The organism is Martelella sp. FLE1502 (assembly GCF_053484255.1).
The window spans coordinates 61,978-76,397 of sequence record NZ_JBAKFQ010000005.1; the positions used below are offsets into that span (position 1 = coordinate 61,978).

Annotated in this window: 11 protein-coding genes and 1 tRNA gene; 4 read left to right on the forward strand and 8 right to left on the reverse strand. The window is 61.5% G+C overall.

What is annotated here, in order from left to right; genetic code table 11:
- Positions 1–9 precede the first annotated feature (9 nt).
- Positions 10–1,770 (forward strand): sensor histidine kinase, encoded by a 1,761-nt coding sequence (locus V6767_RS06300; protein WP_448472676.1) that lies wholly within the window; start codon positions 10–12, stop codon positions 1,768–1,770.
- Between the two features lie 54 nt (positions 1,771–1,824).
- Here the strand turns inward: V6767_RS06300 and V6767_RS06305 are convergent, their stop codons facing one another.
- The 7 genes from V6767_RS06305 to V6767_RS06335 all read right to left on the reverse strand — a co-directional run bounded on the left by V6767_RS06305 (position 1,825) and on the right by V6767_RS06335 (position 10,537).
- The gene (locus tag V6767_RS06305) at positions 1,825–2,796 is read right to left on the reverse strand and encodes a hypothetical protein (protein WP_448472677.1); all 972 of its coding nucleotides are present in this window, start codon (positions 2,794–2,796) and stop codon (positions 1,825–1,827) included.
- An 80-nt stretch (positions 2,797–2,876) separates the two neighbouring features.
- Positions 2,877–4,562 (reverse strand): ABC transporter permease, encoded by a 1,686-nt coding sequence (locus tag V6767_RS06310; protein WP_448472678.1) that lies wholly within the window; start codon positions 4,560–4,562, stop codon positions 2,877–2,879.
- A complete protein-coding gene (locus V6767_RS06315) occupies positions 4,559–5,626 on the reverse strand; it encodes an ABC transporter ATP-binding protein (RefSeq protein ID WP_448472679.1) in 1,068 nt (355 codons plus the stop codon). The genes V6767_RS06310 and V6767_RS06315 overlap by 4 nt, the downstream gene beginning before the upstream one ends.
- A gap of 174 nt (positions 5,627–5,800) precedes the next feature.
- Positions 5,801–6,781, reverse strand: a complete 981-nt coding sequence (locus tag V6767_RS06320; protein WP_448472680.1) for an extracellular solute-binding protein — start codon at positions 6,779–6,781, stop codon at positions 5,801–5,803.
- 704 nt (positions 6,782–7,485) lie between these two features.
- Positions 7,486–9,024, reverse strand: coding sequence for a tripartite tricarboxylate transporter permease (locus tag V6767_RS06325; RefSeq protein ID WP_448472681.1), 1,539 nt, complete (start codon positions 9,022–9,024; stop codon positions 7,486–7,488).
- Between the two features lie 10 nt (positions 9,025–9,034).
- Entirely contained in the window at positions 9,035–9,466 is a 432-nt protein-coding gene (locus tag V6767_RS06330; RefSeq protein WP_448472682.1) for a tripartite tricarboxylate transporter TctB family protein, read from the reverse strand.
- Positions 9,467–9,544: 78 nt separating this feature from the next.
- Positions 9,545–10,537, reverse strand: a complete 993-nt coding sequence (locus V6767_RS06335; protein WP_448472683.1) for a Bug family tripartite tricarboxylate transporter substrate binding protein — start codon at positions 10,535–10,537, stop codon at positions 9,545–9,547.
- A gap of 160 nt (positions 10,538–10,697) precedes the next feature.
- Between V6767_RS06335 and V6767_RS06340 the strand changes: the two genes are divergently transcribed.
- The 3 genes from V6767_RS06340 to V6767_RS06350 are packed head-to-tail and all read left to right on the forward strand — an operon-like array spanning position 10,698 to position 13,789.
- The gene (locus V6767_RS06340; protein WP_448472684.1) at positions 10,698–11,372 is read left to right on the forward strand and encodes a response regulator; all 675 of its coding nucleotides are present in this window, start codon (positions 10,698–10,700) and stop codon (positions 11,370–11,372) included.
- On the forward strand, positions 11,365–12,732 hold the full coding sequence (locus tag V6767_RS06345) for a sensor histidine kinase N-terminal domain-containing protein (protein ID WP_448472685.1): 1,368 nt from the start codon (positions 11,365–11,367) through the stop codon (positions 12,730–12,732). Before V6767_RS06340 ends, V6767_RS06345 begins: the two co-directional genes overlap by 8 nt.
- Before the next feature lie 4 nt (positions 12,733–12,736).
- A complete protein-coding gene (locus V6767_RS06350; RefSeq protein WP_448472686.1) occupies positions 12,737–13,789 on the forward strand; it encodes an ABC transporter substrate-binding protein in 1,053 nt (350 codons plus the stop codon).
- Positions 13,790–14,300: 511 nt separating this feature from the next.
- Here V6767_RS06350 and V6767_RS06355 read toward each other — a convergent pair.
- Positions 14,301–14,374: transfer RNA gene (locus tag V6767_RS06355), tRNA-Gln, on the reverse strand.
- Positions 14,375–14,420: the final 46 nt, after the last annotated feature.

Below are 14,420 nucleotides of genomic sequence, written 5' to 3' on the forward strand. Positions count from 1 at the left end.
AAACAAGCTATGGCGAAGGGTAGCCTCCGTCGACGGCTGCTCCTGACGTCGGTTGCCGTCTTCAGCGCCATCCTGCTGATCGAAGGCGCAGCACTCGTCAGTCTCGAATATCTCGACGGCCAGCTTTCCCGGCTGCAGGCGGAATCGATTGCTGATGGCCGCCGGATGCTCGCCATCACCGAGACCACCTCCGATCTCGCGATCGCAGCACGCCGGTTCCACGAGGTGGCGGATCGCGAGGCTCTATATCAGGCCGAGGCGGAGTTGCGCGGCCAGATGCAACGCTTTTCGGCGCAGATACCATCGCTGACGCAGTCGGGAGAGACAGCACCGGCTCCCTTCGTGGCTGCCGATATTATCGCTGAGGCAAACCGCCTGGAAGGCATTATCGAGCACCTTGCCGCCACCGCGGCGGAAGCGATCGATGCCCATGCCGGTATGCGAACCGATGCGCAGGACCTCGAATTCATCAAATCCGAACTGATGCCGCAAGCACCCGGGCGACCGATGATCGCCGTCGCCCTAACGCTCGCGAGCACGGCGCTCGCCTCATCCGATCGCGCGGATGTGGAAGGCCAGAGGGATGCCTATATCCGGCTTCTTGACGACAATGACCGGCCGATGGCGCTTTCGCTGCTGACATCGCTATTCGATCGTCGCCTGGCCGTCATCGATGTGGAGACCCGCCAGCGCTTTCTGGTCGCGGCGGCGGAAATGGCGACCCGCGAGATCACCGCGCTGGCGCGCGAATACACCAGACTGCTCGACCACGCCAATCTTGAACGCCAGGAAACCACCCGCCGGCTGCTGTTGTTTGGCAAGATCGCCGCGCTCGCCATCGGCCTTGTCGCCCTGGCCGCGGCATTCATCGTGGCCAATGTCTCCGTGCGCGGCGCCGTTCGCGATCTTGCCGGCATCGCCGAGGCCATGCGCCGCCTTGCCGCGGGAGATCCGACGGCCGAAGCGCCGGGCGGCGGGCGGCGCGACGAAATCGGCGCGCTCGCGAATGCCTTTTCCGTTTTCAAGGCCCAGATGATCGAGCGCGAAGAGATGCGCCGGCGACTGACCGAAGCCGAGCGCCTGGAAGCGATCGGGCGGTTTACCGGCGGCGTGGCTCACGATTTCAACAATGTGCTGACCGTGATTTCCGCCAACCTTCAACTGATCCAGGAGACCACCGATCCGGCATCCCTCAACGGCAAGCGCGCGCTGAAGGCCCTGGAAGCCGCCGAGGGAAGCGCTTCCATGGTGCAGCAATTGCTGACCTTCGGCCACCGCCGCACCCTCGATCCCGCGCCGACCGATATCAACGCCGTCATCGCCTCGCTGGTCGATCTCCTAGAAGACAGTTTCGGCGATGCCATCGTGCTGGAAGTGGAAAGCCCCCCGGGTGAAGGCGCAGTGCCGCTGATCGCGCTCGTCGATCCGGGCCAGCTCGAAAATGCCCTGATCAATCTCCTCTTCAACGCGCGTGATGCTATCGGGGAGAAGGGTAGAATACGGATATCGGCGGGCGCATTGCCAACCGGAGAAATCCGGATCCGGATCACGGATGACGGCGCCGGCATGACGCCCGAAGTGCTCACGCATGTTTTCGAGCCCTTCTTCACCACCAAAATCGGTTCCAGGGGGCACGGCCTCGGGCTTTCCACGGTCTACGGCTTCATTCGCCAGTCCGGCGGCGATATTGAATTGCGCTCGACACCGGGGACGGGAACAACGGTCGAGATACGTCTGCCGTCTTATGCGGGAGATCATATCCCGACGTGAAAAGTCGGCCACCATAACCGGCGGCCGGGTTTTATGCAGGCCCCGCGAAACGGCTTATTGCCGCAAAACGATAACCGTGCGGTCATCGAAGTGCTGGGTGGCGCTGGAGCCCTTCACGCCGGGATATTTTCCGATTTTCAGCGGGTCCTCTCGTTCAATTCGCGCCGCCGTCTCTTCCCACGCAGCAAGCGAGACTTCTTCGGGCAGATCGAGATAGCCGTCGCTGAAAAGCTCGATCGATCGGACCGACGCAGTCGGTCGCTCGAAACTCATAAGGCCGGGCCCGCGCGACTTCGTGCCGTTGATGACCGCATAGCCAAGCGGGTGATCGGGATCGTTGGCATAACGGTACTGGCCCTTGGCGATGCCCGCCTTCAGCATCGGCGCGACATACTGCAACAGACCGTTATCGAGCTTGCCTTTCAGCATGTCGGTGGCCTGGGCTAGCAGGTAGGCGCTTTCATCGGCTGAAATCAGTTCGGGCACCGCGGCATCGAAACCCTGGAATACGCCGCGCCGCGATTTTACTTCCAGGTCGCATCCGTCATTTCTGTCGCGTAGCAGAAAGTAGAGCGCCACGCGCCCTGCGGACATGATGTCGTCCACCGGCTTCAGCCCCTGAAACACCTCCTCGCCATTGACGCGGGCGCCGCTGTCGCCGACCAGGGTGAAACGCAGGGTCTCGCCAACCGCCTCCACCAGAACCATCGTTGTCGAAGCCCCTACCCTGCGTCCGAGCAATTCGCTCTCCCGGGCCAAGGCGGTCGCCAGATCGTCATTGATGGTCGTCACGATTTCGTCCGTGGACAAAGCGCCAGGGGCACTCCGGCTGAACAGGGAAGCCAGCGAGGCGGCAGCGGTAAGGGCTGCGAACCGTCCGGAACCCACCCCCCTTATCTGCGAACCATTCACATCGGTGGCGCCATCGAAAATAGCATAGCAGCGGTCCGGCAGCACGAATGGCACATCATCGCCGGGCTGGTCGGAGTTCAGATATTTGGAAATGGAAAGACATTCGATGCGCATTGAAACTCCTTTCGCTCCGGCCGCAGGCGGGCCGGAGACATTGCAGCCGAAGGGGGGTCGCGGCCCCGCCCGCCCGATGATCAGACGAAGGCCCCTTCACGGCTTTCGGAAAGCCGGAAGACGACAAAGACGCAGATGCCGGAACTCACCAGTAGAATTGTCGACAGCGCCGCCGCCAGCCCGAATTCTCCGTCCAGCACCGCGCCGTAGATCTTGATCGGCATGGTGGCGGTCGCCCCGGTATAGAGCAGCAATGTCGATGACAATTCGTTGATGGCGGTGATGAAGCTCATCATTGCCCCGATGATGATGCCGGGAATCATGATCGGAACCGTTACCTTGAGGAAGGCGCGCGCCGGCGGCGCGCCGAGATTGATGGCCGCTTCCTCGATCGAAGGCTTGATCTGCCTAAGGATCGTTGAGGTGGAACGCACGCCGTAGGGCAGACGCCGGATGAACACGACCAGGATGATGATCAGCGCCGTTCCGATAAGGTCGACCGGCGGTTTGTTGAAGGTCAGCGCAAAGCCGATCGCCATAACCACGCCGGGCACCACATAGGGCACCATCAGAAGCCCGTCCAAGAGGCCTGAAAGCCATGTTTCGCGCCGCACGACGATATAGGATATGAATGCGCTGGTAACGGTGATCATCGCAACCGCGGCAAAGGCGAAGGTGAAGGAATTGCCGACGACATTGGGAAGCTCGTTCCATACGCGCTCATAGCTCGACAGCCCGAACCCGCCGGTAAAGACCGGACCGCTGGTGGCGAGAATCGACGTGTAGAACACGATGATCATCGGCAGCGAGGCCATCACAACAACGAAATAGCAAAAGCCATGCACCAGCCAGTTCGGCAGGCCGGAGAGCTTCTTCTGCTCTGGCAGGTTGGTGAGCGCGCCGGCGTAACGCCGCTTGCTGAGGAAGTAGCGCTGCAACACCACCGCCGCCATCGAAATGACGATCATGAGCACCGAGATCGCAACGGCGATCGACGGCGTTCCGCCCATCTCCGACGTGTACTGGTTATAGGCGATGGTCGACAGCGTCCGGAAATTCCGCCCGATGATCGCCGGCGTTCCGAAATCGGCAATCGACAGCACGAAAGCCAGAATGGCGCCCGAACTGACCGCCGGAAATACCAGCGGCAACGTCACCTTGAAAAACCGCGACAGCGGCGAGCAGCCGAGATTGGCGGCGGCCTCCTCGAACGACCGGTTGATCGAGCGCAGCGCGCCCTCGGTCATCAGGTAGACGAAGGGAAAGAACTTCAGCGTGAACACCAGAATGATGCCGGACGTGCCGTAGATCGATGGAATGTCGAGGCCGAGATCGCGCAGCGGACGGGTGATCCAGCCGTTGTTTCCGAGAAGAAGGATCCAGGAATAAGCGCCGATGAAAGGCGGCGAGACCAGCGCCAGCACGGCCACCGTCGAAATGACGCTGCGCCCCTTCACCTGGAAACGGGCAACGAAATAGGCAAGCGGAACACCCACGAGACAGGCACCGATCATGCCGCCGATGCCGACCAGCATCGAATTGCGCAAGGCGCCCAGATAATAGGGATGCGAGAGCACCTGCGCATAATTGCCGAGCGTGAAGTCGCCGCTTTGGGGATCGACGAACCCGACGATGAAGACCTCGGAAAGCGGCGCGATCAGCAGGATCGCGATCACGACGAAGCAGAGCGCGAAGACGACATTCCAGAAATTGAACAGCCGCCGCCAGCTTTTCCGCTGCGGTTCGGAAAGCGGAACGGCGGTCATGACAGCAGCCTCCCGTTTTCGCGATCCTCATAGACCGAAAAATCATCAAAGGGCAGAGAGATCCCGACTTTGTCTCCGGGCCGCAGCCGAACCACATCCTCCCGCGGTTCGACAAGGGCGGTTATCGCGCCAGCCTCCGTGTCGACGGCGATCTCGAGCTCGCGTCCGATGAACATGGCATGGCGCACAGTGCCGGCCATCTTGACGGAGGCGTCTAGCCCCTCCGTACCGACCGCAACCTTCTCCGGGCGAATGGTGGCGACGACCGGCCCGTTGGCCCCGGACAGCGCGCGCGCGAAGGACGTTTCGGCAATGGTCAGCCGGCCGTCCGAAAACGCGGCTTTCATGCGGTTGTTCGAACCGACGAACGACGCCACGAACAGATTGGCCGCGCGGCTGTAGACATCCCAGGGCGAAGCCACCTGCTGGGCGATGCCGCCATACATGACGCAGACGTGATCGGAGATCGCCAGCGCTTCTTCCTGATCGTGGGTCACGTAAATCGTGGTAATGCCGAATTCGCGCTGAAGGTCGCGGATATCGCGGCGCAGATCGACGCGCAGCTTGGCATCGAGATTGGAAAGCGGCTCGTCCATCAACAGCACTTTCGGCCGGATGACGAGCGCGCGCGCCAGGCCGACGCGCTGTTGCTGGCCGCCGGAAAGCTGATGCGGCATACGCTCGGCCAATGGGCCGAGTTGAACGATATCAAGCATTTCGCCGACGCGTTTCTTCAGCGCCTCGCCGCCGATCTTGCGCTGGCGCAGGCCGAAGGCGACATTGTCAAAAACATTGAGGTGCGGAAACACGGCATAGTCCTGGAACACCATGCCGACATCACGCAGATGTGCCGGCTTGTCGCCGATCGATTCCTCATCGACATGAATGGTGCCGCTGTCCTGCAGATGGAAGCCCGCAATCGCGCGCAAAAGCGTGGTCTTGCCGCAGCCGCTGGGGCCCAGCAAGGTGAAAAACGCGCCGGAGGGTATATCGAGAGAGATGTTTTCCAGCGCCGTGAAGTCGCCATAGGTCTTCTTCAGATCGGTGATACGTACGCGCGCCATGATCCGTTCCTGAGTTTAAATTTTCGCGGAATGATGCGAAGGGCGGCGCCGGAGCATCGCCGGAAAAAAACGATTGCCGGAGATACTCTATCTACTTGTTGCGAAGCCTGTTCCCTCCCGGGCGTCAGATCAATCCACCTGACTGCGAGATGCTCCAGGCCGCCCTTCGGGCAATCACTTGGTCATGATCACTTCGTTCCACTCCTGGAGAGCGGTGGGGCGATATTCGGAGGCCCAATCGATATCATATTTGATCAGGTTCAGATCGGAGAGCGGCGTCAGCGCATCGCTTGCGGGAACGTCGTCACGCACGGGACGTCTGCCGATCGATGCCACGATTTCCTGGCCCTCCTTGGACAGGGCGTAATCGAGGAAGGCCTTCGCGCCTTCTTCATTCGCCGGCGTTGCCATGATCGCCATGCCATCGGCCTGCGCCGTCGTCCCGTCGGCCGGATAGATCACGTCGACCGGTCCGCCGCCGAATTTGAAACGCAAACCGACATCCTCGTTGGAAACGCCGACCCATGCCTCGCCGTCATTGACGAATTTCGGCACGGCGCCCGAAGAGTTGGACAGCATGGTGTTGTCGAGGATGCGGCTGTAAAGGTCCCAGCCTTCTTCCAGACCATAAATCTGCAGGACGGTGGCGAGCTGGATGTAGGCAGATGACGACTTGTCGAGGCGCGCGATCGAAACCCGATCCTTGTATTCCGGCCTGGCGAGGTCTTCCCAGGTTCTGGGCCATTCATCCTCGCTCAGTTCATCGGTGTTGATGACGAAGCTCGTGGCGATCACCGTGAACGGCGTCCATTTGCCATCGGGGCGCACGGCTTCAACGATATGATCGGATCCTTCCGGCTGGTAGTCGCCGAACAGATCGGGATTGGCCTGAAGGATTTCACCGCCGACGGACCACAGGACGTCCGAGGTTTCGCGCCCCTTCTCCGCCTTCAGGCGATTGATGAGTTCGCCGGCGCCGGCCTTGATCAGTTCGACCTGCATGCCGGACTCTGCCTCGAAGCCCTGCACCATCTTGTCGACGAGTTCCTGTGGCGCGGCCGTGTAGACGATGACCTTGCCGTCCGCGGCAAACGCCGTCGCCGACGAGATCAACCCGAATGTGGCTGCTGCGGCGAGAATAGCTGCTGTTTTCATTTTCTGCCCTCCTTATATTGGCTTTTCGATCTTTGTCTGCCTTGGCTCCGGCCCCCGCGCCAACGCGGCAACTACAGTGTCTGGGAACGGACCACAGCCACGTAATACTGCGTGCCCGACCTTGCGCTTGAGCCGAGATCTCGCGCCGTGCCGTAGCCCGGCAATTCACTCGAAGCATTTGGATATACTATGGTCTGCGGTGGTGAACTCAGTATTTCAGAAATAGGCAGCGTGTTGTAACACTGTTCATAAAAGCCACGCAGCCTTTCGAACCTTCACTGCGAGCAGTATCGCGAAAGAGAGAAGCAGGTCAAAGACGGATGGAAACCTGCAAATCCGCAGGGATGACAGCGCACCGGAGCCGAAGACGTTTTATCCGACAATAAGGCAGCCGCCGGGAAAAGCGAGCTTCAGCCGTTCGTCCGACCGTGCAGGATTGACATTCTTGGGGAGCGTGACGACTTCCACACGAGCGTGTCCGTGGAATCTAAAACCAGAACCGAAAGTCCACAAAAGGTTCGCGAGGGTCGGAATACGACCTTCCTCAGCAGCGGTGTCATGTACCTTCTTATCGCACAGGAAACGTGAGGTCACTCAGCCCAATCGCAGCCAACAATTGTCGATCAGAATGCAAGACACGCCAAGCCGGCGGTGGATGGACGTACAGCCTGCATGACCATCCACCACGGCTCCATTCCGGCCCGTCAGTCGCGAACGCCGCCTTCGTCGTCCAGTCTCATTCTCTTCAGCTGCCGCAGGCGGCCGAGGAAGATCGGCAGGACGAAGCCGACGATGGCGATGACCCACAGCGTGATCGACAAGGGTGAGCTGACGAGCGTCAAGTAGTCGCCATTGGCGATATTGACTGCGCGGCGGAAGTTCACCTCCATCTCGTTTCCGAGAAGCGTGCCGAGAATGACCGGGACGAGCGGCACGTCCAGCTTGCGCAGGACCCAGCCCATGATGCCGAAGCCTACCATGACGAGCAGGTCGAAGCTTGAACCGGATATGCCGTAGATCCCGACGAAGGAGATCATGGCGACGATCGGCATGAGGATGCGCGGCGGCACCAGCAGCAGGCGCGTGAAGAACCCGACCATGGGTATGTTCATGGCGAGCAGCATGAAGTTGGCGATAAACAGCGCCGCAATCAGGCCCCAGACAACGTCCGGGTTCTGCGTGAACAGCAGAGGACCGGGGGTGATGTTGAGCGCCAGCAGAACCGCCAGCAGAACCGCGGTTGTTCCGGAGCCCGGGACGCCCAGCGCCAGCATCGGCACCAGCGCGCCACCGGCGGCCGCGTTGTTACCTGCTTCCGGCGCAGCCACGCCGCGCGGATCGCCCTTGCCGAACGTGCCCTTGCGGTCGACCAGCCGCTTTTCCATCGAATATGAGATAAACGATCCGAGCGAGGCGCCCGCGCCCGGCAAGACGCCGGCTATGAAGCCGAGCCCGGTGGTGCGCAACATGGTCGGCGTGCATGAACGGATCAGTTTCCACGACGGTGTAATCCGGCCGATTTTCATCTTTGGCTTCGCGGAGATGTCGCTATCGGTGCCCCGATGCTCCAGGAAGACGAAGACCTCCGACAGGGCAAACAGGCCGACGATGGCGACGAGGAAGTCGATCCCGTCATAGAGATGCACCTCGCCGAAGGTAAAGCGGGGCACGCCGGTTTGGGTGTCGACGCCGATCATCGCCAACCCGAGTCCCAGCGCCGCCGCGAATGCGGACTTCGCCTGATTTGTCGACGAGATGCCGCCGAGTGTCGCGAAGGCCAGCGTGAACAGCGCGAAGTATTCGGCAGGACCGAAAAGCAGCGCCACCTTGACCAGCTGCGGCGCCAGAAGGACGAGGCCCCATGTGGCGAAAAACGAACCCACGAAGGAGGCGATGCCGGACAGCGCCAGCGCCTCGCCGGCCCGGCCCTGCTGGGCCATCGGATAGCCGTCGAGACAGGTCATCATCGCCGGCTCGTCGCCGGGAATGTTCAGCAGGATAGAGGAAATTCGGCCGCCATACATGGCGCCGTAATAGACCGAGGTCAGCAATATCAGCGATGGCGTGGCGCCGAGGCCGAGCGTGAATGCGAGCGGGATAAGAATGGCGACGCCATTCGACGGTCCCAGACCGGGAAGCGCCCCCATGATCGTGCCGAGAAAACAGCCGAGCAGCGCGAGCGCGAGGTTCTGCCAGGTCAGGGCGACGACGAAGCCGTCGGCGAGGGAAGAAATCGTGTCCATCGGTTCCTCCTCAGAAGCCGAACGGGCCGCGGGCCAGGGAAAGACCGAGAACCAGGTGGAAGATAATGTAGATGCCGACCGATGTGGCGATGCCGATGATGAGACTTTCAATCGGGCGCGAGCCGAGACGCCAGGTCAGGTAGGCCGCGGCGATTGCCGTGGCGACCACGAAACCGGCAACCGGCAGCAGCTCGGCATAGGCGGCGAGAACCAGCACGGCCAAGCCGATCTCCGCAAGTCGTCCGGCGCGCGGCCAGTGCGGCTCGGGGTCCGGCTTGACCAGGAAATAGACCGAGGAAATGCCCATCACGGCAGCGATGATGTAGGGAAAGACTTTCGGGCCGACGGCATCGGTCAAGAAGCTTTCCTGGATGATCGAGGCCTGCCAGGCGAAGAAGATGGCGATAACGAAGCCGATCCCGCCAAAAATGCGATCGCTCATTCTATCCTCACAATAAACATTGATACTGTCAGGCCCCCGCAGCGGCGTGCGAGGGCGCTTTTCCGGTATTGCGGACGGTTATTGCAGGATGCCGATCTGTTTCGACAGGTCGGTGATGTTCTGCACCGATTCAGCCACGAACTGCTGGAATTCCTCGCCCTGCAGGTCGAGAGGGGCGAGCCCGTTCCGTTCCATCACGGCTTTCCATTCATCGGAGCTGTAGAGCGTGCCCACCGCGTCGACCCAGTAATTGTAGGCTGCGTCGCTCATCTTGCCCGGGCCGTAAAAACCGCGCCAGTTGGCGCCGATGGCGTCGATGCCCTGCTCCCTGGCGGTCGGGAATTCGGCGAATTCGCCGCTGAGGCGTTCGGGGGCCAGGACGGCGAGCACCTTGATGTCGCCGGATTCGACGAAGCCCTTGGCTTCGGACAGATCGCCGGTAAAGGCCTGAAGCGAACCGGCAAGGAGCTGCGTTACGGCTTCGCCGCCACCGGCAAACGCGATGTACTTGACCTTGCGCACGTCCTCGATGCCGGCCTTCTGCGCCGCGATCAGCACCTTGAGGTGATCCCAGCCGCCCACGGCCGAACCGCCGCCGATCGCGACCGAGGTCGGATCGTCCTTGATCTGATCCATCAGTTGCGGAAGCGTATCGATGTCGCTGTCGGCAGCGACCGCAATGACGCCGTAGTCGGCGCCGACGGCGCCGATCCAGCGCACCTGGTCCATCGTATTGCCCGGAAAGGCGTTTTGCGCGAGGCGCGTGGCCGTAGCGGATGAGGCAGCGACAATGAGGTCGTTGTCGTCATCCCGCTTGTTCACGACTTCAGCAAAAGCCACGCCGCCGCCGCCGCCCGAAAGGTTCACGACCTGCATGGTGGACGGGATGATATCGAGATCCTGCATGGTCTTGCCCACCTGCCGGCAGGTGAAGTCCCAGCCGCCGCCGGGATTGGCGGGAGCGATACATTCGGGATTTTCGGGTGTGAAATCCTGCGCGGTCGCCACGAAGGGTGCAAGGGTCAGTGCGGCGGCAACCAGTAGGCTGCGCCCGGGAATCAAAAAGTTCATGATTTCTCCTCCAAAAAGCATACCCGGACATCGTTTACGTCTGCCCGATCGTCTCACCCTACCAGGACAAGCTGTCATCAACCTGTCATTGCTGGCCAGTGAGACTTTCGCCCCGGCGGAGGCGGGTATAGTGTAACTCCGGGAGGAGCAGCGAAACGAAATGCGGGTACTGATCGTGGAGGATGCGGCGGATGTCGCCGAGGCCATAGCGGCGAGCCTGGCGCGGGCGGGCTTTGTCTGCGACATCGCTGCCGATATCGCCCACGCTTCGGCCTTTCTCAAGGCGCAGACTTTCGACGTGCTCGTGCTCGACATCAACCTGCCGGACGGAGACGGTCGTGGCTTCCTGCGCAGCCTGCGCCGTGGCGGCAACCACACGCCTGTGCTGATGCTGACGGCGCGCTTCGACGTTTCGTCCCGCGTCGGCGCGCTGGATGAGGGGGCGGACGATTATCTGGTCAAGCCCTTCGACCTGCGCGAACTGGAAGCGCGACTGCGGGTGCTGACGCGCCGCAATCGCGGCCTGGCCGACAGCCAGCTTTCGCTGGGCCGGCTGGTGATCGACACGGCCGGACAGACCGTGCGATGCGACGGCGACCTCGTCAGCATGACCCGCCGCGAAATGGCGCTGCTCAATCTTCTCGCGGCCCATCGCGGTCAGATCATGTCGAAGGAGCGTCTTTTCGATGGTCTGTTTTCACTCGACAACGCGGATGTCGGCCTGAATACGGTGGAGCTTTACATCGCCCGGCTGCGCAAGAAGCTGGCGGGAGCCGGCGTTGCGATAGAGACGCATCGCGGTCTTGGATACCGGCTGGATGTCGGGGATGCGTAAGGCGGCCGGTTTGCGCGGAACCCTGTCACTCAAGAGCCGTGTCGCGCTCGCCATGGCCGCTGTCCTGGCCGTCGGCGGCGCGATGGTGCTGGTGGCAGCACTTGCCTATGGTCGCCAGGCCGCGCGCGAGGCCTATGATCGGCTGCTTGTCGGCGCGGCAAGCGATATCGCGGAATCCATCACGGTCCGCGACGGCGCAGCACTGGTCGATATGCCGGTCTCGGCGTTCGAACTGCTGGCCCTCGCGCCCGATGACCGGATCAGCTACCGTATCGTCGGTCCGGACGGTCAGACAATAACCGGTTACGATACCGCGCCCTTGCCCCGCGAGGAGGGCGATCTCGTATTCTATGACGGGGCGTTCGGGAGCGAGAAAGCACGCTATGTCAGTCTTGTGCGCCGGTTTGCGGAGCGTAGTTTTTCGGGACCGGTGCAGGTCATCGTTGGTCAGACGTTGAAGGCGCGCACGGAACTGGCCCGTGATATCGCGCAGAACGCGCTCATCGTTCTGGGCGCGGCCGGCGCGGCCATGGCGTTCTTTGCGTGGCTGGTGATGCGCTCCGCGCTTCTGCCTCTGCCGCGTATCGGTTCCGCGCTCAGGCGACGCGACCCGACAGACCTGACCCCCATCGATCTGTCGGCTCCGTCCGAGGTCGCAGCGCTCGTCCAGTCACTGAACGGATTCATGGCGCGCCTCGACCATCAGATGACCACGAACCGAAACCTGATCGGCGATGCCGCGCACCAGCTTCGCACGCCCGTTGCGGCCATTCGCGCGCAAGCCCAATTGGCGACGGAGGAGCCCGATGCCGCGCGACGGGAAAAAATGGTGGCTCGCATTCATGATCGCGCCGTGAGCCTGAGCCATCTGCTGGACCAGATGCTGAACCACGCAATGATCATACACCGCGCGGATACGGCCCCCCGCGCACTCGTTGATCTCCGCGATGTCGCGATCGAGGCCTTCGAGGCGAACGAGCCGGGTGCTTTCGGGAAAACGTACGCAGTCTCCCTTGACCTTCCGGATTTTCCTGTGACGGTCCGCGGCGACATGATGTCGCTTGCCGAGGCGGCCAAGAACCTGCTCGGCAATGCCCTCAATCACGGCCGTCCGCCGGTGCGAATCGGCGTGCGCAGCGGCGATCGCGCGATCCTTTTCGTCTATGACCGGGGCGATGGTCCGCCCGCGGAGATTCTCGACGAGCCTGGTAAGCGTTTTGCCGGCGATCAAAGCAAGGCAAGCGGCGGTCTCGGGCTGGCGATTGCCCATGCGGTCGCCGCAAGCCACGCCGGATGGATAACGTTTCATGCCATCGACGGCGGCTTCGAGGCCGCCCTCGACCTGCCCAAGGACGGATAACGACATGCGCTATCTCGCTTGTGTTCTTTTCCTCGTCTGGTCTTCTTCTGCCGCAGCGCAGGAACTGTCCGAATCATTCGGTCCGCCCACCGCAAGACCGCTCATCATACGCTCGACCACGGATCTTACGGTCATGAAGCCGGTGCTTGAGGGCTACCTGGCGGGAAAGCCGAACCTCAGGATCGAATACGAACAGTGGGGCTCCAACGATCTCTACGAGCTTGCAGCCAGGGACTGCGCCGAGGCAAGCGCCGGCGCCGACATCGTCATCAGCTCTGCGGTCGACCAGATGGTGCGGCTGGTCAATGACGGCTGCGCCGCGACTTACCGCTCCGAACTGACTGCATCGCTTCCAACCGAACTCAGATGGCGCGACCAGCTCTGGGGGATCTCGCGCGAGCCCGCGGTGATGGTCTATAACGCCGATCTTGTGCCCGCCATGGACGTCCCGCGATCGCGTTTCGACCTTCTCGATCTGCTTCGCCCCGAAAACAGCCGCTACCGTGGGCGGCTGGCGACCTATGATATCGAGACATCCGGGCTCGGCTATCTCCTGGCATTTGCCGATTCGCTTGAGGCAACCACCTTCGGCGGTCTCATGGAATCCTTCGGCCGCAGCGGCGCGGTCGCGACCTGCTGTTCCGCCGAAATCATCGATGCGGTGATCGAGGGCAAGTACCTCATCGCCTACAATATTCTTGGGTCCTATGCGCTGGCACGCGCCGAGAAAGACCCGCGGCTCGGCATCATCGCGCCCAGCGACTACACGCTCATGCTTTCACGCGGCGCGATGATACCGCGTGACGCCGCCTCGAAGCAGCTTGCCGCAGAATTTCTCGATTACCTGCTTTCGCGCGCTGGCCGCGAAGCGCTCGAGAAGGCGCTGCTCCTGGTCCGGCTGGACAATGACGATGGTTCGCCGCTCGAACGACCGGAAACCGCGCAGTCCAACGAACGCCTGATCCCGCTTTCTCCGACGCTTCTGATCGCGCTCGACAGGCAGAAGCGGTATATTTTCCGCGAACGCTGGCGCGCCGCATTTCCACGCGAAGAGTGAAAGTTCGTCCCATTTTTCGACACGTTCTCACCAAGCGAGCGTCCCGGCACCCAACAATCGGCCCAGGCCGATGCCAATCAAACAGCCGATGCTTTCCAGACTGTTGAAGCGATCGACAGGCCACTGCCGAGATCATCGGGTCGGATGCGGTTTAGCGACCATTCCCATTGTGGCATTCTGCGACGTGACGAGCGGGAGTTCGAACAGCGATGCCCACGCCATAACGTGAAGGCGCTGAACAACCAGTATTCCGTTCCGGCTTCCCCACCTGTTATTGGAGATTGCCAGAATGATGTCAGGATGGTGCCAGAGCGATTGCAGGACGGGCCAGATGAGCAGTTCTTCATAGATGCTGAAAAATTCTCAGCACCTGCTCCTGTGTTCGGCATGGCTTCAACCTCCTCTGAAGCAGCCTGATGCCGTTTGTGCTAAAGTCATGGGTGACACTGCGGTTTGGATTCGCAGAGTAACAGATAAAACTGTTTTAATTTCAATACTTTGAAGATTGATTTGGCTGGGGAACCTGGATTCGAACCAGGACTAACGGAGTCAGAGTCCGTGGGTCTACCGTTAACCTATTCCCCAACGCGGCGCCCATGGGGCACCGTGGATGTGGTGGGCTTATAAACAG

Coding starts and splice junctions, on each gene's coding strand:
- V6767_RS06340 (WP_448472684.1), top strand. CDS start 10,698: ATGCGGGTACTGATCGTGGAGGATGCGGCGGATGTCGCCGAGGCCATA.
- V6767_RS06350 (WP_448472686.1), top strand. CDS start 12,737: ATGCGCTATCTCGCTTGTGTTCTTTTCCTCGTCTGGTCTTCTTCTGCC.
- V6767_RS06330 (WP_448472682.1), bottom strand. CDS start 9,466: ATGAGCGATCGCATTTTTGGCGGGATCGGCTTCGTTATCGCCATCTTC.
- V6767_RS06300 (WP_448472676.1), top strand. CDS start 10: ATGGCGAAGGGTAGCCTCCGTCGACGGCTGCTCCTGACGTCGGTTGCC.
- V6767_RS06310 (WP_448472678.1), bottom strand. CDS start 4,562: ATGACCGCCGTTCCGCTTTCCGAACCGCAGCGGAAAAGCTGGCGGCGG.
- V6767_RS06320 (WP_448472680.1), bottom strand. CDS start 6,781: ATGAAAACAGCAGCTATTCTCGCCGCAGCAGCCACATTCGGGTTGATC.
- V6767_RS06335 (WP_448472683.1), bottom strand. CDS start 10,537: ATGAACTTTTTGATTCCCGGGCGCAGCCTACTGGTTGCCGCCGCACTG.
- V6767_RS06305 (WP_448472677.1), bottom strand. CDS start 2,796: ATGCGCATCGAATGTCTTTCCATTTCCAAATATCTGAACTCCGACCAG.
- V6767_RS06315 (WP_448472679.1), bottom strand. CDS start 5,626: ATGGCGCGCGTACGTATCACCGATCTGAAGAAGACCTATGGCGACTTC.
- V6767_RS06345 (WP_448472685.1), top strand. CDS start 11,365: ATGCGTAAGGCGGCCGGTTTGCGCGGAACCCTGTCACTCAAGAGCCGT.
- V6767_RS06325 (WP_448472681.1), bottom strand. CDS start 9,024: ATGGACACGATTTCTTCCCTCGCCGACGGCTTCGTCGTCGCCCTGACC.